Consider the following 18,195-nt stretch of genomic DNA (forward strand, 5'->3'; position numbering starts at 1 on the left):
AAAGGCGGGTAAACCCGCCTTTTTTATTTTTATTTATGTCACTTCAGACTGATTGGGTCAACGTTGTCCCCGCCCCCGAAGCCACCGCCAGAGCCAGTTCGTCGGCGTGGCAGATAATGACTTTTGAAACGCCTTTATCCAGCGCCCTGAACGCGTTATCCAGTTTTGGAATCATGCCCTTATTGATGGCACCAGACGCTTTATATTCAGCATAGACCGATGGTGTCAGCTCAGCAATGACGCTCTGGTCATCGTCAGGATTACTCAGTACGCCTTTTTTCTCAAAGCAATACACCAGCGTCACCTCATTATGTGCTGCCAGGTCAACGGCAATGGCTGAAGCCATGGTATCGGCATTGGTATTCAGGATATTACCTTCCCTGTCGTAGGTCAGCGGCGCATATACCGGCGTCAGGTCCTGACGGATAAAAGCCTGTAACTGACCGGAATTTACTTCCTCAATATCACCAACGAAACCATAATCGATCTCTTTCACCGGCCGTTTATGGGCAAGAACCGTTCCACCGTCGGCACCGGTGAGGCCAATGGCATTGGTTCCCAGCGCCTGCAGCTGCGCTACAATCTGTTTGTTAACCAACCCACCGTACACCATCGTGACCACATCAAGCATGGGTCTGTCAGTAATGCGGCGACCGTCAACCATTGTTGTCTGAACGCCAAGTTTTTCGGCTACCTGCGTCGCCACTTTCCCGCCCCCGTGAATGAGCACGTTGTCGTCGGGCAGTTGGGCAAAGGACCCCAGAAACCGTTTCAGCGCCTCCGGATTATCAATGACGTTCCCGCCGATTTTGATGACCGTTACCTTACCCATTCTGCAGAATCTCTTTTAACACCGCCTGCGCCGACCATTCACGGTTGGCGGCCTGATCAATCACAATCGACTGCGGACTATCCAGCACCTCATCCGTTACCTTTACATTCCGGCGTACCGGCAGGCAATGCATAAATTTACCGTTATCGGTCAACCGCATTTTGTCCATCGTAACCGCCCATGACGGATCCTGCACCAACACCTGACCATAGTGCGTATACGATGACCAGTTCTTGCCGTAGATAAAGTCGGCCCCCTCAAAGGCTTCGTTCTGGTTATGCGTTACCTGCGCATTCCCCACAAACTCAGGCGCAAGGTCGTATCCTTCCGGGTGCGTTATCACCAGTTCGACATCGTTGTGATTCATCCATTCGGCGAATGAATTGGCAACCGCCTGTGGCAACGGCTTGAAATGAGGCAACCACGTCAGCACCACTTTCGGGCGGGCTTTCGTCTTAAACTCTTCAATCGTGATGCAGTCTGCCAGCGATTGCAGCGGATGGCGCGTTGCAGATTCAAGATTTACAATCGGAACACCGGCATACTTCACAAACTGCGTCATGACTTGCTCACGGTAATCCTTATCGCGGTCCTGGAGTCCGGCAAAAGCCCGTACGGCAATGATATCGCAATAACGGCCCATAACCGCAGCGGCCTCCTTAACGTGCTCGGCCTTATCGCCGTTCATAATCACGGGGTTACCCAGCTCGCTGTCTTCCAGTTCAAGGCCCCAGCTATCCTGTCCTACGTTCAGCACCATTACATTCATCCCCAGATTCTGCGCGGCCTTCTGAGTACTGAGGCGGGTCCGCAGGCTGGAGTTGAAGAAAATCAGGCCGATGGTTTTATTTTTTCCCAGATGCTGGTCGGCAAAGGGATTTTCTTTAGCCTCCAGGCCTGATTTGATCAGTGCCTGAAGGTCTGTTACGTCGTGAATGGAAATGAAATTGGTCATTTTTTGCTAATCAAACCGTTGCTTTAACCTCTTTCGCTAAAGCGTCCAGAAACTGATCGATTTCGTCGGTTCCCAACGCCAGCGACGGCAGCAACCGGATGGTATTTTTACCGGCAACTCCGGTAAACATATGGTGCTCGAAAAGCAGGGTATTCCGCAGCGTCTCGACCGGGAAATCGTACTCAATTCCGATCATCAGGCCCCGGCCGCGCAGCTCTTTGTAGCCGCCAACCTGCCGCAGACCATCCATCAGATAATCACCCATTTTCGCCGCGTTATCCATCAGGTTTTCGTCTTTCATGATGTCGAGTACGGCAATCGCGGCCGTACAGGCCAGATGGTTGCCGCCAAAGGTAGTGCCCAGCAAACCATAGCTTGCCTTGAACTTCGGCGAAATCAGGATACCACCAATCGGAAAGCCATTGCCCATGCCTTTGGCCATCGAAATAATGTCCGGCTCGATGCCGCTGAACTGGTGCGAGAAGAACTTTCCGGAACGGCCATATCCACACTGCACACCATCCAGGATCAGGACCGCGCCGGTTTCATCACACCGGCGGCGCAGCGTTTGCAGAAACTCATCCGTTGCCACATGGATACCGCCTACGCCCTGAATGCCTTCGATTATAACCGCTGTTACCTCATCGGTAATTCCGGCAACGGCTGCCTCTACATCATTATAAGGCAAAAATGTTACGTGCTCGCTGTAGTTTACCGGAGCCACAATCGACGGGTTGTCGGTAGCCGCAACCGCACCGGCGGTCCGGCCGTGGAATGACTTCCGGAACGCTGCTACCTTCGTGCGCTTGTTATGAAAAGACGCCAGTTTAAGGGCATTTTCATTGGCTTCAGCACCTGAATTACAGAGAAATAACGCATATTCAGGGTAACCCGACAACGCGCCCAGTTTTTCGGCCAGTTCTTCCTGTAACGGTATCCTGACAGAGTTTGAGTAGAACGAAATCCGGTTTAATTGTTCAGTAATTGCCCTGACATATCGTGGGTGGGTATGCCCTACAGAGATGACAGCGTGGCCCCCATACAGGTCGAGGTACCGTTCGCCTTTTGAATCCCACAGATAACTCCCCTGTGCCCGCACAGGCTCGATATCATACAGCGGATAAACATTAAAGAGTTGTGACATTGTCTGAACAAATAGTAGCCCTGAATGAATAATTCAACAGGATAATTAGAAAAGATTGCAAGTTTACAAATTATGTACCCTAAATCATTGAAAAAAACGAAAAAAGGGGCCTGAGCCCCTTCCAATTCGGTATTCACCATGCTCATTCGGGCTGCCCGGCCATTAAACCGCCAACACTTTGATCAGAAAACGCCGGATCGCATTGACCGATTCAGCCGGTTCTTCCAGCATGCCCAGATGTCCGGAATGTTCGAGTACCGTTGTCTGTACGTTTGAGGGCATATCAAACAGCTCCTTACTTTTCTCAAACGGCACCAGTTTATCGTCTTTTCCGGCGATAATCAACACAGGATAAGCTGCATTTTTGAGCACAAGAGTCCGGTCAGGGCGTGCCTGAATGGCTTTTATCCCGGCAATCAACGCTTCCGCCGGAAGTTGTTTTCCTTTCGTAACCACTGCGTCAACCAGTGCCGGCATAGATGTTTTATGCTCATCCGAAAACATGTTCGGAACCGCCGAATCGATAAAGGCGGATGTCCCTTCGCTGGTTAACCGGGCAATCGCCTGTTCACGCTTTGGCTTACGCGCTTCGTCATCCGGAAAGGCGGTTGAATGAAAAAGCCCCAGACCGGCCATCATCTCCGGATACTTCGCGGCAAATGCCAGCGCTATGTAGCCGCCCATCGAATGGCCGATCAGCACAACCTTCTGTATGCCGGCCGTTTGCAGCAGACTATACAGTTCTTCGGCATAGGCCTCAACCGTTTCATGACTTGAGGAGGTTGAAAAATTGGGCTTTATGATCTGAACGTCGGCTGATAATTCGTCGTACACCGCATCCCAGATCGAGGGATCTACGCCATGACCGTGAATCAGGCAAAGTGTGGGTTGATCTGTCATATAGCTGGCAACCAAAAGGCTGCGGTAAAAGTAAATTGTTGGTTAAAAATAAGAATGGCACGGGCGGGACGTCTCCCGCGGGAGTTATCTCGCACGTGCCAAAGCGCGTTAACGTGATCCGGTACCGGTACCTATACCGTACGCAGTACCCCAACCAGAATCAGTACGATACCACCGATCAGCATCAGCAGACCTAACAGACCCAATACACCACCAAACAGCAGCGACAATAACAAACCAACGATACCGATGATGATACCGGCGCGCGTAGCGCGGTCCATTACTTTCGCTTCGTCAGGGGCCATGTGTTTTTTGATCTGCTTATCGATCTTTTTCGTCATCATGCGCTCCATCAGCGTCGCTTTCTTCGTTGTCTGCAGCGTGTTCAGCGATTTAGCCGTTGTGGCTTCGTTCAGCAGTTGCTTCACACGGGCCATCCGCTTTTCCAGCTTTTTGCTCGACGCCAGTTCCTTATTGTTTGCGGCATATGCCTCAATCTGGTCAACTACCTGCTTAGTCGCTTCAACCTGCGCCGCGGTTGGTGCTTCGGTCGTTGCCGGTGCTTCTACCGGTGTTGCTACAGCGACGTCTACAGCTTTGGCTTCTGCTGCCGGTGCCGGTTTCGCTGCCGAATAAAAGCGTTCTGTCTGTGTACGCTGAACAGTGGCATATGGACGGCTACAAGCAGTCATCATGGCAGCAGCAGCGAAGGCAAAAAAGGCGTTGCGAGTCAACGTTTTCATAAATTGTGTTGTTTTAGTGAATTTACGGTTTGAACGCCCAAACGTAATTAAATGTTGGAAACGAAAAACCTGTGTGTAAAGAAAAGTGATTGAATGCGTGTTTCAAACGCTGTTTTTGAGCCACTGGCCCCTATAACAGACCGATCAGTAACAAGACAGCCCCGACAATTAACGATACCAACCCTAAGGTAGCTGCCGTACCGCTGGTTAGTAACAGAAGCAACAACCCGAGAATTACGAGCACGGCGCCGCCCGTCAACACACCCGTGTTGAGCTGAGCTTTCTGTGCTTTTTCGGGGTACATCTTCTGCTGGATTTTCTTGTTGATCTTTTTCACCATCATCCGTTCCATCGCCGTTGTCTTGTGCGTCGACGCCTTAGCTGATGTTTCCGTAAACGATGTAGTTGCCAGCAACTGCTTAATCCGGCCCATGCGTTTGTCGAGTTTCTGTTTTTCGGAAACCGACAGGTTGTTATCTGCCGAAGCAACGGCTTCATACCGCGCCAGTGCCGCCTCTACGGTTTGAGGGGTCATCTCAGCAGCCGGTGCCGGCATCGTTTCTACAGACATACTTTCCGTCTGTATGGTCACCGGTGCAGCCGCAACCGGTTGCGGCTGCGGTGCACGCGAATGGGCAACAGCAGCAGGGGTACGCTGGAGGGTAGCGTAAGGGCGGTGATTACACGCCGTCATAAGCATTCCAATGGCCAGAGCATAGAATGCATTGGTAGTTATGCGCTTCATAAAAGAAGGACGTTGAGTGAAACATAATTTAGTGTTCACTCGACTAACCAACCACTCATATGATTGTTTCGGAAACCGATAAAAAGGTAAAGCCCGGCTTATGGGCCGGGCTTTACCATGTATTCAAAAAAAACAGGCCTTAAATTACGCCTAGTAACCCTAGAATTAATAAAACAATTCCTCCAACCAGTCCGACAATGCCGATTACGCCTAGCACACCTCCTGCGCCAAGTAATAATAAAACCAGTCCGGCAACAGCAGCAATACCGCCAATCAGTACGGCCCGTTTATTGCTTTGCTGAGCCTGATCGGAAGCCATGTGTTTTTTGATTTGTTTATCAATTTTTCTAGTCATCATGCGCTCCATCAACGTCATTTTTTTCGTTGTCTGCAGCGTGTTGAGCGACTTAGCTGTTGTGGCTTCGTTCAGCAGTTGCTTCACACGGACCATGCGTTTTTCCAGCTTTTTGTTTGAAGCTAGTTCTTTATGGTTAGCAGCATAGGCTTCAACCTGATTAACTACCTGTTTCGTTACTTCCGCCTGAGCAGCGACAGAAACTTCGGCAGTTGCCGGTATCTCAACGGGTGTTGCCAAAACGAATTCTTTTACTTTTGTTTCTTCAGCCGATGCCGTTTTCGTTTCCGAATAAAAACGTTCAGCTTGTGTACGCTGAAGGGTGGCATATGGTTGGCTACAGGCCGTCAGCATAACCCCTGAGGCTAAAAATAACAGTCCATTGCGAGTTGTCTTGTACATGTTTGTCTAAGTTTATACTGTTGGTTATACATAGAAGTTACAGTCGTAATATTAAAAATTATAACAACATATAAACATCTAACTGGCATAAATTCTATCTATCGGTTCTGTCCCAATCAATCTTAAGACGGTCATGCCCTTATCTGCAACAAAAAGAGGCGCTTTCCGGAAATAAAAAAGCCCGGTACAAAGCCGGGCTTTCTGGACGTTATCTGTATAACATAGTCTGTCAAACAGGGTCATTCCGTATGAATTACGCTGCCGACCTCAGTACCTGCCAGGTGGATTTGCCAAACTGCTCCTGTACATAGTCCATCGACACCGTAAAGGTAGTCAGATCAGTCCGGGATGGTAGTTCGAACATGGCATCGGTGATGATTGATTCGCAAATAGCCCGTAATCCGCGAGCCCCCAGGTTGAAATGCAGCGCCTGCTCAACGATAAAATCAAGCACATCTGACTCCCACTCAATGGCTATGCCTTCCATCGCAAACAGTTTTTCGTATTGCCGGGTAATGGCATTTTTAGGCTCGGTCAGGATTGTACGCAGTGCCTGCCGGTTCAGCGGTTCGAGGTGAGTCAGTACAGGCAAGCGGCCGATCAGTTCCGGAATCAAGCCGAACGATTTAAGATCCTGCGCCGATACAAAGCGCATCAGATGTTCCCGGTCAAACGACTCATGCAAACGGCGGTCGCCGGAAAACCCAATCGGGCGCGTGTTGATGCGCTTGGCAATATGACGCTCAATCCCGTCGAATGCGCCTCCGCAGATAAAGAGAATATTTTCGGTATTAATCGAAATCATCCGCTGATCAGGGTGTTTGCGGCCACCTTGCGGCGGGACATTCACCATCGATCCTTCCAGCAGTTTCAGCAAGGCCTGCTGCACACCCTCTCCCGACACGTCGCGGGTTATCGACGGATTATCGGCCTTACGGGCGATTTTGTCAATTTCGTCGATGTAGACAATTCCCCGCTCGGCAGCGTCAACGTTATAATCGGCGGCCTGCAGCAGACGTGTCAGAATGGTTTCAACGTCTTCACCGACATAACCGGCCTCTGTGATCACCGTGGCATCGGCAATACAAAACGGCACTTCCAGCTTTCGGGCAATGGTTCTGGCCAGATAGGTTTTACCGGTGCCGGTCTCTCCCACCATGATGATATTCGATTTTTCGATCGTCACATCATCTTCTGTTTTGGGCTGCATCAGCCGCTTGTAGTGATTATAAACGGCGACCGAAAGCGTTTTCTTCGCTTCGTCCTGACCAATGACATACTGGTCAAGATGGCGTTTCATCTCCTGCGGTTTAATCAGGTTCAGTTTAATGTCTGCCGGTTCGGAGCGGCGGGGCCGCATCTCCTCCAGCACCACCCGATGGCCTTCCTCAATGCAATAGTTACAGATGTGGGAGTCCATGCCCGACAACAGGAGCATTACTTCATTTTTTCGACGGCCGCAGAACGAGCAACTAACCGCTGGCATATTGGTGATCAGAGTGTTTTGATGTTTATGTTCGTAAAACTGACAACAAACCGTTTTGTTGTCATCCTTTTATCATCCATAAAAAACGACCTGAGGATACCCAGGCCGTAGTAGGTAAGCAAAGGTACGTGTTGCATGCTGAACAGACAAGTTTGCATCCACCGTTACCTAATAAGTTTCGTAGTCATAAAAAAGGCCGAACGCACTACTGCCTGTGCCTTCGGTCCACTGGCTAACCCGGCCATCGGCACGTGCGGTTACAGCATACGTTTTCGTCACCGCCGCAGTCACCGGCACGCCGGCCTTATCATAGTTGCGCGTTGTTTGCTGCGTCACAGTATTCTGGCTATACCGGAATGCCATCTGATCGCCCCAGATGGTTGCGGCCGGCAAGCCATAATATGGGCTCCGCTGCGTTCCGTAGGTATAGGTGGTACGAAAGCGCCCGGTTTCTACCCAGTCAGAAGCTGTGTACACAGGCGCATCAATGACACTCAGGTTGCCATCCGTATAGGTGTAGGTCGTCACCAGTCCGGTTTGTCCGGCCACGGGCAGCTTATATTCTGTTTTTTTTACCGGCCGGTTTTGCGCATCGAGCTCATACACCAACTGCCGGGTATCCGTCAATGTACCATCAACGCCCATCGACACATACGTAGCAGTTACTACTTTTCCGGTTCCGTCATAGCGATACCGGATTCGCGACTCCCCGACCTTCTGCTTGCTCTGATAATCCAGATAGTCAACCTGGGTAAGCCGCCCCTGCCCATCATACTGATACACCATCCGGTTTGCCTGATCGGGGCTGAACGGCGGAAACGGACCTGATTTATCAAAATAGCTCTGAATCAGCGTCACTCTGTTATTTGCATCGTATGTATAAACCTGAATAAACGTCACATCCGACCGGTCTGTCACGCTTTTAAGCCGTACGCGGTCCTCCACTACAGGTTCATTTCCCTTACTGCACCCTGCCAGCCAGAGGCCGGTTATTCCCAACAGTATCATTTTCCACATACGTCCCTTCATGCCTGTTTGTCATGCGTTATTATTCACTTAAAGATACAAAAAAGGGGAAAATCGTTGGATTTTCCCCTTCAGAATTACGAACACTGATGACAATCAGATGGCTGCCGGCGTTTACCTGATGCTCTCCCGCTCATCAGATACCGGCACTCCCGTTAGTTGGTCGCATTCAGCTTAACAATAATGCCCGGGCCATAATAAAGCAGGTAATAGGTATCTGCATTTACGGTACTCAGATGTATATCAACCGGTGTAATGGCCGGTGAAAATAAGGTCGTTGCGGAGTTATCACCGCTGGCTACCCGACCGGGTGTCGAAAAGCCGAATTCTGTAATGAGCGTTTTACCGCCCGGCGTAAAGGTAATATCCGTGATACCGGAGAAACCTGTTTTGTAAACAGTTGGGGTAACCGGTGCCGCGCCGCTTCCGCTTACCTGATAAATCGTTGATTTACCGGTTGGGAACGGGAAGCCCACGAGCGTCGTCACCAGAAAGTTAGTACCGTCGAAAACGATGCTGGTCGGCACGGCATCAATGGTTGGCGGACCGACCGGTGCACCCGGATACGTCGGGTTAGGTACATCCGGGAAAACGGCATAGATACTCAGCGCATTCGTGCCCTTTGCCACGCGGACAATGGCATTAGCCCCTGCATCTGCAATAAAAATATCTCCGTTCGGCCCGAACGTAAGGTTATACGGGTTTGAATCAGCCGGATCCGGCGCATTCGGACGGGCATTTTTCACAAACGTACCAATGTCAACAAAGCTCAGGGAACTTGCCGGAATCGGCGCAGTGACGCCCGGCACAAAGTTCGATACATCGGCTACAAACATCTTATCGTCAATGCTATGCAGGATGTACAGCTTACCATCGCGATACAACAGGTGATTCAGACCTTCCGGCGAGCCTTCCGGACTGATCGCTGAAACAAATCCGGTAATGACCGGAAAAACGGCCCCTGACGGCGTGACAACCGCTACCCGGCCATCGTTTACGGTTCCGCTACCGGCTTCGGTTACCCAGATGTTTCCTTTGTTATCGTCAGAAATGCCGATGGGCGCTTTGAGGCCTGAGGCTACGGGAGGTCCCGGCACAGCCGCCAGCGTAGCAGGGTTAGGAATCCGGTGGTCCTGTAGCACGCAACCGTAAACACCAGCCAATAAAACACCAAGTAACAGAATCAGCCAGCTTGACTGGCGCATGGAGTAGTTAAATTTCATACGAAGAATGGTTAGAACAGGCTTTTTTTTAAAATTAAAGTGGACTAATGGAGAGTTGAGTAAAGTAACGGCTTATAGAATTTCAAACAAAGAACCAATGATTTAATGGTCTTTTTTCAAATAAGGCCTACAAAATTGTTATCTAAATAGAATAGTAGAAACTCTTTATTGGTCACCATGTGTACCGTAATCCAAAGTTACTGCCGGCAGTAACCGGCAATAAATCGCCCTGGTCAATGGCAAACGAGAGGATTAACTGCGTTGTTTGGCGGCGGTTTAACGGCCACCGGATAACCGCCAAAGCCGATAGCTGTTGCAACGGTTCTGGATACGGGCGGTTGAAGGTTCCCCGATTGCGGGAGACCGACGCTTTGAATACCAGCGAAGGACCGCCCAGCACAACGCCATCGAGCGCTATATACCAGGCCGACACCCGGTTATTCGGAAAATAAGGTCCGCCTAAACCGGCCGCATATGCGCTGAGGTCCGTATAGGGAAAAATAAACGGTGTGCCAAGGCTCAGTCCCTGATAGGTCCACCCTTCGCGGTACTGGCTGTGGTTATAATAATTATCCCCGCCCTGGTACTGTGCGGCCGGATCGAAGGTGGGTCCGCTCTGATTCAGGGTTGTCAGCCATTCGAGTACCAGCCGCCTGATCTGGAGCCAGGACGTTGGTTCTTTCGTCTGATTCAGCAGACGCAGGCCGGTCAGCCCATCCGGCACGTTCCGCAATGCCAGTCCGGAGGCGTCTTCATACAGGTGTTGGTGATAGAGTTGCCAGTTCATGCGGTTGCCGCGCCATTCGAGCGCCAGGTCGATACTGCCGATATGGTTACCGATCCGGTTAGTGCCGTCAAAATCGGTAAACCGGTCCGTTTGGAGCGCTTCCGGATACCGCCCCGTCACCACCGACAGATAGTCGCGGAAGGTAGCCGGCAGTTGTCCGTTAACGGCTAACGGAGTATCTTTCAGATAATCGGCCCGCCCGCCCCACTGCACCTGATGGTTCAGCCCGGCATAGGCCCGCACCCGCCAATGGGGCTTTCCAAGCCGGAAATAGGCATATTTCTGGTGCAGATAACTGCTCTTCACGTAGGAATTGATAAACCAGCCGTGGGCATACCCTACCCGGAATGCCAGAATGTTTTTCAGAAAACCAAGGGAGATATAGTCTGGTGTATGCAGTTGTATTTTCGGAATGGGCAGTGTATTGCCCGACCACGCCACACTCCCCGACGAAAGCAAGGTATCGACCATCCCGACAACATCGGCGCGGTTACCGGCAAACAACTCGACCTTGCCATAACGGGCTTTCAGAAAAGCGTTTGGCAGATAATAACGCAACGGCTCGTTGGCAGGCTTTAGCTGAACATTGACCACACCATTGAATCCGAAGCCCCAGTCGAAGCGGGAGGACGAGTCGGTACGTTGCCGGTACGCCTGCGAGACGTTTAGCCGCGTCGTGATCAGCGAGCCTTTTAGTGGTACGGTCCCCTGCTGATTGGTTCGCAGCCAGAACGGCATCAGGTCATCACCGGCCGCATACCATCCCGCTTCTGCCGCATAGTTGACCCTATTTTCAGCCGGTTGGGGTTGGGCGACCACTGAAGCCGCAGTAAGACAACCGATAAGTATCCAATGGAAACGGTATGACATAGGCACGGTAGTTTCGTGATCGACCTTGAGATAGAAGCACGAACGTGGGGAAAAATACCGGACTTGTCAAGAAGCAGAACAGCTAATCTACATTCCGGAAGGCAGGGTTTAGGCAACGGCAGGGAAATCAATCATAGTACGGCTTCGTGAAAATCACTTAAAGTAACTCCCCCCCCCGCTTTACGTAACTTAACAAATATTGGCCTTGAGACAACTAACTCTACAAGCTGGTTTGAGTCATGTTCCAGAAACTCGCCGACCGATAAGCCGTAGAACCGCGCAACAGCCTCTAACTGATCGGGGTCCGGTTTTGATTTGCCTGTTTCGAGGCGGCAATAGGTTGATTGGGCGATGGACAGCGAGTAAGCAACCGCGGCATGTGAGTAGCCGAACAACTCACGTAGACGGCGTAGTTTGGTTGGGCAAAAAGGCATACAAACGATGGTGTTAGTAATAGTTATAGTAAGATAATGACGAAATCGAAACAATATTGTCACACGTTTTCATGTTTTCAATAAAAAATCATTTCCCTTACTATCTTTTATAACATTTCCAATCCATATTTGCATAAAATCATTCATATCTGCATCAGCTTATGCAAATCTGAGTTGGTTACGCCTCTACTTTAGTACAATTTTGATCCAACCAATCACGGCAAGGCGCACAGGCCCGGGAGGTGACGCAAGGTCGGGCGATTGGGAGACTTAACCATTTAAAAAATGAATACCTTACAGCTCAGTACGACTGGCTTTGACGAAATGATGTTTAGTGAAATAAGTCAGATTAATGGAGGAGGTGATCAACCCAATAATCCTATTCTTGAAGGGATAAAAAAAGGTGTGGAAGAATACCTTAAAGACTTCACATATGGGTTTGTCGGAGGCTTTATAAACGGTTTTTTTAACCGGCCAAATGATTGTTGTAAAAAATAGATATTCTTCAACCAGTAAATTCCACAAAATCTATGGAAAATATATGCTCATTATCATTAGCAGCTGGCTTTGAAGACCTGGGTGAAGATATAATATTCATTAATGGTGGCCAAGATGTAAAGTGTCAGGGTTGTGAGTTTGGGTATTTAGTTGGACAATTTGTAAGAGCAATTGTTACAGGTTGGGGGAATGGCGCTAGCCATTATGATGATTACCGTAGAGAAACTGGATTTGGCAAATAATATTTAATGGCGCGCAGATTTATGAATCTGTGCGCCATTAAATAAATTTATAAAGCAATTTTATTTAATAGTTTATGCGACATCAAAATATACTTAAACAATTATACTTCACGCTATATAAATTAATTTCTAATAATTTTTTTTTAAATAAAATATACAAATACACTTTAATATCAATTTGTCTCCATCATATATTTTCCAAATTTTTCTTCATATTTATCCCAAATAAGTCTGTACAAAGTTTCCACAATTTCAATTCAATATCTGAAGAGCTGTATGAAGTGCTTATATGGGCACCTGTTCTTGAAAGTTTACTTTTCCAGTATCTGGTCATTGAGTTTATTTATAGTAAGAGCAAAAGTATTTCTTTTTCTATCATTGGTTCCAGTCTTCTTTTTGGACTTTGGCATTTTTATAGTATCAATTATATATTATTTAGCTTTTCAATAGGTATCTTCCTGTCTTATACGTACTTAACATTCCGTAGTAAATTCAACATACTAGGCGCAAACATTTCAGTGATTTTCATACACTTCACTTTAAATCTTAAATCTTTAATCTTAAATCATTTTTTCAACTAGTAAGAGAGTCTCACTTTTTTGTAGCTCTTAATAGGCTTATTGCAATGTAAAGAATAATTAAATTTAAGTATAATTTACAATAAAATAGTTTATCTTTTAATTATCATTTTCCAATAACAACCACATGTCAGTTAATTAATTACGCCAATATGTCCCTAATTTAGAATCACATAACAACGTCTAATATGTCATGGCACTTTTTTAATCATAAACCATGTCAGCAATTATCTTCATAAAATCAGGCAATAAAAGAGTCATATAATTAAGCTAATGAACGATGGATACTTTTTCCTACCTCCCCACCGTCTCGACGCGTTCACAGCTCATCTATACAACGATTCTCTTTACAGTACTGGCAACGGCAGCGGCCTTGCCGTTTGTATATGTCGATGTGTCGGTGCGGGCCGGTGGCCTGATACGGCCGGTCGCTGAGCGCTCTGAGGTAAAGGCTCAGGTAAACGGTATCGTTGCCAGTCTGTATGTCCGGGAAGGGCAACCCGTCAGGGCCGGACAACCGCTGCTGCGCCTGCAAACTGAAATGCTTGACACTAAACTACACCTGCTCGCACTGCAACAAGCAGAAAAACGAACCTTCATTCACGATTTACAACTCTTAACATCACTTTCTAATGAGTCTTTTACAACAACTCCTGATTTGGTTCCTGCGTTACGGCTGCATTCCCCTCTTTATCGGCAACAGTTTGAGCAGTTCCGGTTTCTGAACCGCGAAAACCTGCAGACACAGGCCAAACGCAGACGGGAGCTGGAGACAAGCCAGAAATTATTGACCGACAAAGTGATTGCCAGCACCGAACACGAAGACAAGGAATTTGCCCTGCAATCGGCGGTAGCGCAGCACCAAACTCTGGTCGAACGGCAGCGGGCTGAATGGCAGCAGGCACTTGCCCAACATCAGCTCGAACTCACCCGGTTACAGGGCGAAACGCGGCAACTCCGGCAGGAACAGGCTCTTTATACCATCAAAGCTCCCGTTGGCGGTACCATCAGCCAATTAAGCGGCCGGTATGCCGGTAGTGTTATTCAGGCCGGCGAAGTGGTCGGCCTCGTGTCTCCGGACTCTACACTAGTGGTCGAATGCTATGTTCCTCCGAAGGATATTGGCCTGGTCAGAACCGGCCAAACGGCTCGTTTTCAGGTGGAGGCTTTCGACTATAATCAATGGGGCATGGTCGTGGGTCGTGTCATGGAGGTTGCCAATGATTTCACCCTGGTCGATAAAGAGCAACCGGCGTTTAAAGTGCGCTGCCGGATCGATCAACCCTATTTACAGTTAAAAAACGGCTACCGCGGGTATCTCAAAAAAGGCATGACTGTTCAGACACGTTCCACCGTAACCCGCCGGTCGCTGTTTCAATTGCTTTACGATAAAGCCGATAACTGGCTAAACCCGGCACGTTCATGAAACGCATTCAGATCAAACAACGCGACATTACCGACTGTGGCGCAGCCTGTCTGGCGTCGGTTGCGGCGCATTACCGGTTGCTCATGCCCGTCGCCCGCATCCGTCAGCTTGCCAGTACCGATCAGAAAGGCACCAATGTGCTGGGCCTGATTGAGGCCGCTACGCAGATGGGTTTTCAGGCCAAAGGCGTAAAAGCAAACGGCAGTGCTGATCCGCTGGAGAGCCTGACCAAAATTCCCCTGCCCGCCATTGCTCATGTAGTCGTTCGGGGAACATTGCATCATTACGTGGTCATTTACCGGGTTACCCGCAAACACATCACCTACATGGACCCCGGCGATGGCCGGATGCACCGCAAAGAAGTTGGTGAGTTTAAAAAAGAATGGACGGGTGTTCTGGTATTACTGCTACCGGACGACGGATTTCAGCAAATAAATCAGACCACGTCTGTTGCCACACGGTTCTGGCTTCTCATTAAACCGCATAAGATCGTGCTGATACAAGCCATGGTCGGTGCCGTCGTCTATACCCTGCTTGGCTTAACGACATCGGTTTATGTCCAGAAAATCATAGATAACGTACTTCCTGATGCGAATCAGAACCTACTGAATCTGCTCAGTGTGGTCATGATTGCGGCCTTGCTGCTTCAATTGTTCATCGGGGCCGTTAAAAGCCTGTTTAACCTGAAAACCGGCCAACGGATGGATGCCGCCCTGATTCTGGGCTATTATAAACACCTGCTACGGCTACCGCAATCGTTTTTTGATACCATGCGGGCCGGTGAAATCATTTCGCGCATTAACGATGCCGTCAAAATCCGTGCATTCATCAATGATACAGCTCTTGGCCTGATCGTTAATCTGCTGATTGTTCTGTTTTCGTTTGGCCTGATGTTTACCTACTATTGGAAACTCGCCGTCGTAATGCTGCTGGTTGTTCCGTTCTACGTTGGTCTTTATTGGCTCGCCAACCGGATCAACCGGCGTTTTCAGCGTCAGTTAATGGAGAATGCCGCCGATCTGGAAACCCAACTTGTTGAATCGCTCAACGCAATCAGCACCATCAAGCGTTTCGGATTAGAGAACCATGCCGGCGAAAAAACAGAGGATCGGTTTGTACAGTTACTAATGACGGTTTTTGCTTCGGGCAAGCGCAGTATCTATCTGGGTTCAACATCCGAACTGGTCACCCGTTTGTTTACCATCATCCTGCTATGGGTTGGTGGATATTATGTACTGGAACGGGAAATTACACCCGGCGAACTGCTATCTTTTTATGCTCTGATCGGTTACTTTACGGGCCCAGCTTCGGGCCTAATCGGAGCTAATCGCAATATCCAGGAAGCATTGATTGCCGCTGACCGGCTTTTTGAGATCATGGATCTGGCCCAGGAATCGTCTGACAACAACATTGAGCTGAAACCCGAAATGACCGGCGATATCACATTTACGAATGTCTCCTTTCGTTACGGCACCCGTACCACTGTTTTTGACAACCTGTCGTTAACCATTCCGGCCAGACAAATCACCGCGGTTGTGGGCGAAAGCGGTTCGGGCAAGTCAACGCTCCTTTCTCTCATTCAGGGACTATATCCCTTACAAAAAGGCAGCATACAGATTGGTTCCTACGACATAAAATACCTCAACCCCGACAGTCTGCGCAGCATAACAGGCGTTGTTCCGCAAAAAATTGATTTGTTTGCCGGCAATGTCGTTGACAACATTGCGATTGGGGATCCCCTCCCGGACATGCAGCGGATTATTGATTTATGCCGTCAGTTAGGCATACTTCCCTTTATTGAAAAGCTGCCGAACGGTTTTCATACCTACCTGGGCGAAAACGGTGCCATGCTGTCCGGTGGTCAGAAACAACGCCTTGCCATTGCCCGCGCCTTGTATCGCCAACCCGAAATCCTGATTCTTGACGAGGCTACGTCAGCGCTGGACTCCGGCTCCGAACAGTTTGTTCAACAAACCATACAACAACTGCGGGAAGCCGGTAAGACTATCATTATCATTGCCCATCGGCTTAGCACCGTCCGTAATGCCGATAAAATCGTGGTCCTTGACAACGGACAGCTTGTGGAAGAAGGTGTTCACAACGAGTTGCTGGCTCACGGGCAGGTTTACCGCCATTTCTGGCAACAGCAAACCGAAACCATTCAGGCATAAAAAATCCCCGCTCCTTCCTGCGAAGAAGCGGGGATGCTTACTAACCGGAAACCGGCTTATTTTTCGCGGCGCAGTACCTCGTCGATCAGGCCATAGGCTTTGGCTTCTTCGGCGCGGAACCACTTGTCGCGGTCTGAGTCGATTTCAATCTGCTCTTTGGTCTGTCCGCTGTGCAGGGCCAGAATGCTGTATAATTCGTCGCGCAGTTTGACAATCTCACGCGCCGTGATTTCGATATCAACCGACTGACCCTGTGCGCCACCCGATGGCTGGTGAATCATCACACGGGCATGTGGCAGGGCCGACCGCTTCCCGGCAGCACCACCGGCCAGCAATACGGCACCCATTGATGCGGCCAGGCTCGTACAAACCGTGGCTACGTCCGGACGAACGTACTGCATTGTATCATAAATACCCAGACCGGCATACACGGAGCCGCCAGGGCTGTTGATGTACATCAGGATGTCTTTACGCGGATCGGCAGACTCCAGAAACAACAGCTGCGCCACAATAATGTTGGCAATGTTGTCGTCGACACCCATACCCATAAAGATAATCCGGTCGGCCATCAGGCGTGAAAACACGTCGACCTCACGGAAGTTCATCGGGCGCTCTTCAATAACCGATCGTGTCATATTTTCGACAGTATGGTTTATGTATCCGTCTACTGTCAACCCATTCATGCCCATGTGGTGAACGGCGTACTTGCGAAATTCTTGTCCGAAATTCATGCTTTGCTTTACTTAGTTTGTGGTTTTAGGGTATATCAGTAAAAGATTACGAACAGATTCTTGTTAATACCACAAGGGTAAACCCTGATTCCATAATCCTAAACCCCGTTTTGAATTCTTCTGTTGCAAAAATGCGTTATGCAATTGAAAAGTACTGCCAGTTTAGGTTGAGAATTTATCGTTGATACTTAAGATGAAGACAAAAATTAACGAAAATATCCGTTTACTACGCCTGCAACGGGGGTACTCGCAGGAAAATATGGCCGATCTGCTCCATTTATCGACAACGGCCTATGGCGATATCGAACGTGGCAAAACCGACATTACCATCAGCCGGCTTGAGCAGATTGCGCAGGTTTTAGGCGTAGACAGTGCCTTACTGCTCTCACCGCCTTCGCTCCCCGCCGTAAGTCAGCAGGCATTTGAAGCGGTGCCGGTTACGCATCAGGCTCCGCCAACACCCGACATGAATCACATTCAGCTGCTGCTCGAAAAACAGCAGCTGGAAATTGAGAAACTTACGCTGGAAGTTGAAAACTGGAAACGCCGGTATGAACGCGCCGTTACCCAGGAGCAGTTAACCCGCGAGCTGATTAACGCGCTGACACCCCAGCCGGCCCCTGCCCGCGAACGCATCGGTTTTTAGC

At 49.2% G+C, this 18,195-nt stretch carries 19 protein-coding genes; 6 read left to right on the forward strand and 13 right to left on the reverse strand.

The window, feature by feature from the left end; genetic code table 11:
- Positions 1 to 43: 43 nt before the first annotated feature.
- The 12 genes from argB to BLX24_RS34035 all read right to left on the reverse strand — a co-directional run bounded on the left by argB (position 44) and on the right by BLX24_RS34035 (position 11,902).
- Positions 44 to 832 carry an acetylglutamate kinase gene (gene argB, locus BLX24_RS09545; RefSeq protein WP_071502906.1) on the reverse strand — a complete coding sequence of 263 codons (789 nt, stop codon included), beginning with the start codon at positions 830 to 832 and terminating at the stop codon, positions 44 to 46.
- Complete coding sequence (locus BLX24_RS09550; protein ID WP_071502907.1) at positions 825 to 1,787, reverse strand: N-acetylornithine carbamoyltransferase; 963 nt, start codon at positions 1,785 to 1,787, stop codon at positions 825 to 827. Before BLX24_RS09550 ends, argB begins: the two co-directional genes overlap by 8 nt.
- 10 nt (positions 1,788 to 1,797) lie before the next feature.
- On the reverse strand, positions 1,798 to 2,931 hold the full coding sequence (locus BLX24_RS09555) for an aspartate aminotransferase family protein (protein WP_071502908.1): 1,134 nt from the start codon (positions 2,929 to 2,931) through the stop codon (positions 1,798 to 1,800).
- Positions 2,932 to 3,093: 162 nt separating this feature from the next.
- On the reverse strand, positions 3,094 to 3,831 hold the full coding sequence (locus tag BLX24_RS09560) for an alpha/beta fold hydrolase (protein ID WP_071503198.1): 738 nt from the start codon (positions 3,829 to 3,831) through the stop codon (positions 3,094 to 3,096).
- Between the two features lie 131 nt (positions 3,832 to 3,962).
- Positions 3,963 to 4,574: a hypothetical protein gene (locus BLX24_RS09565; protein WP_071502909.1), complete on the reverse strand. Its 612-nt coding sequence runs from the start codon at positions 4,572 to 4,574 to the stop codon at positions 3,963 to 3,965.
- Positions 4,575 to 4,704: 130 nt separating this feature from the next.
- Complete coding sequence (locus BLX24_RS09570) at positions 4,705 to 5,319, reverse strand: hypothetical protein (protein ID WP_083421893.1); 615 nt, start codon at positions 5,317 to 5,319, stop codon at positions 4,705 to 4,707.
- 139 nt (positions 5,320 to 5,458) lie between these two features.
- Entirely contained in the window at positions 5,459 to 6,076 is a 618-nt protein-coding gene (locus BLX24_RS09575) for a hypothetical protein (RefSeq protein WP_071502910.1), read from the reverse strand.
- Between the two features lie 253 nt (positions 6,077 to 6,329).
- Positions 6,330 to 7,562 (reverse strand): ATP-dependent Clp protease ATP-binding subunit ClpX, encoded by a 1,233-nt coding sequence (clpX, locus tag BLX24_RS09580; RefSeq protein ID WP_071502911.1) that lies wholly within the window; start codon positions 7,560 to 7,562, stop codon positions 6,330 to 6,332.
- A 168-nt stretch (positions 7,563 to 7,730) separates the two neighbouring features.
- Positions 7,731 to 8,591, reverse strand: coding sequence for a hypothetical protein (locus BLX24_RS09585; protein ID WP_143092634.1), 861 nt, complete (start codon positions 8,589 to 8,591; stop codon positions 7,731 to 7,733).
- Between the two features lie 152 nt (positions 8,592 to 8,743).
- Positions 8,744 to 9,811, reverse strand: coding sequence for a ScyD/ScyE family protein (locus BLX24_RS09590; protein WP_071502913.1), 1,068 nt, complete (start codon positions 9,809 to 9,811; stop codon positions 8,744 to 8,746).
- A 172-nt stretch (positions 9,812 to 9,983) separates the two neighbouring features.
- Complete coding sequence (locus BLX24_RS09595; protein WP_071502914.1) at positions 9,984 to 11,468, reverse strand: capsule assembly Wzi family protein; 1,485 nt, start codon at positions 11,466 to 11,468, stop codon at positions 9,984 to 9,986.
- Positions 11,469 to 11,599: 131 nt separating this feature from the next.
- Positions 11,600 to 11,902, reverse strand: coding sequence for a helix-turn-helix domain-containing protein (locus BLX24_RS34035; protein ID WP_071502915.1), 303 nt, complete (start codon positions 11,900 to 11,902; stop codon positions 11,600 to 11,602).
- A 285-nt stretch (positions 11,903 to 12,187) separates the two neighbouring features.
- Here BLX24_RS34035 and BLX24_RS09605 point away from each other — a divergent pair, with 285 nt between their 5' ends.
- From BLX24_RS09605 to BLX24_RS09620, 5 genes are all read left to right on the forward strand, one after another.
- Positions 12,188 to 12,400, forward strand: a complete 213-nt coding sequence (locus tag BLX24_RS09605; RefSeq protein ID WP_071502916.1) for a hypothetical protein — start codon at positions 12,188 to 12,190, stop codon at positions 12,398 to 12,400.
- 32 nt (positions 12,401 to 12,432) lie between these two features.
- Positions 12,433 to 12,642: a hypothetical protein gene (locus tag BLX24_RS32105; RefSeq protein WP_143092635.1), complete on the forward strand. Its 210-nt coding sequence runs from the start codon at positions 12,433 to 12,435 to the stop codon at positions 12,640 to 12,642.
- A gap of 74 nt (positions 12,643 to 12,716) precedes the next feature.
- Positions 12,717 to 13,223, forward strand: a complete 507-nt coding sequence (locus BLX24_RS34040; protein ID WP_071502917.1) for a CPBP family glutamic-type intramembrane protease — start codon at positions 12,717 to 12,719, stop codon at positions 13,221 to 13,223.
- A 277-nt stretch (positions 13,224 to 13,500) separates the two neighbouring features.
- The gene (locus tag BLX24_RS09615; protein ID WP_071502918.1) at positions 13,501 to 14,646 is read left to right on the forward strand and encodes a beta-barrel domain-containing protein; all 1,146 of its coding nucleotides are present in this window, start codon (positions 13,501 to 13,503) and stop codon (positions 14,644 to 14,646) included.
- Entirely contained in the window at positions 14,643 to 16,817 is a 2,175-nt protein-coding gene (locus tag BLX24_RS09620; RefSeq protein WP_071502919.1) for a peptidase domain-containing ABC transporter, read from the forward strand. The genes BLX24_RS09615 and BLX24_RS09620 overlap by 4 nt, the downstream gene beginning before the upstream one ends.
- 56 nt (positions 16,818 to 16,873) lie before the next feature.
- On the opposite strand, the gene BLX24_RS09625 is transcribed toward BLX24_RS09620, so the two are convergent.
- On the reverse strand, positions 16,874 to 17,548 hold the full coding sequence (locus BLX24_RS09625; protein ID WP_071502920.1) for a ClpP family protease: 675 nt from the start codon (positions 17,546 to 17,548) through the stop codon (positions 16,874 to 16,876).
- A 193-nt stretch (positions 17,549 to 17,741) separates the two neighbouring features.
- Here BLX24_RS09625 and BLX24_RS09630 point away from each other — a divergent pair, with 193 nt between their 5' ends.
- Positions 17,742 to 18,194: a helix-turn-helix transcriptional regulator gene (locus BLX24_RS09630; RefSeq protein ID WP_071502921.1), complete on the forward strand. Its 453-nt coding sequence runs from the start codon at positions 17,742 to 17,744 to the stop codon at positions 18,192 to 18,194.
- The last annotated feature ends 1 nt before the right edge of the window (position 18,195 follow it).

It is taken from the genome of Arsenicibacter rosenii, assembly GCF_001870735.1.
GTDB classification, from domain to species: Bacteria; Bacteroidota; Bacteroidia; order Cytophagales; family Spirosomataceae; genus Arsenicibacter; species Arsenicibacter rosenii.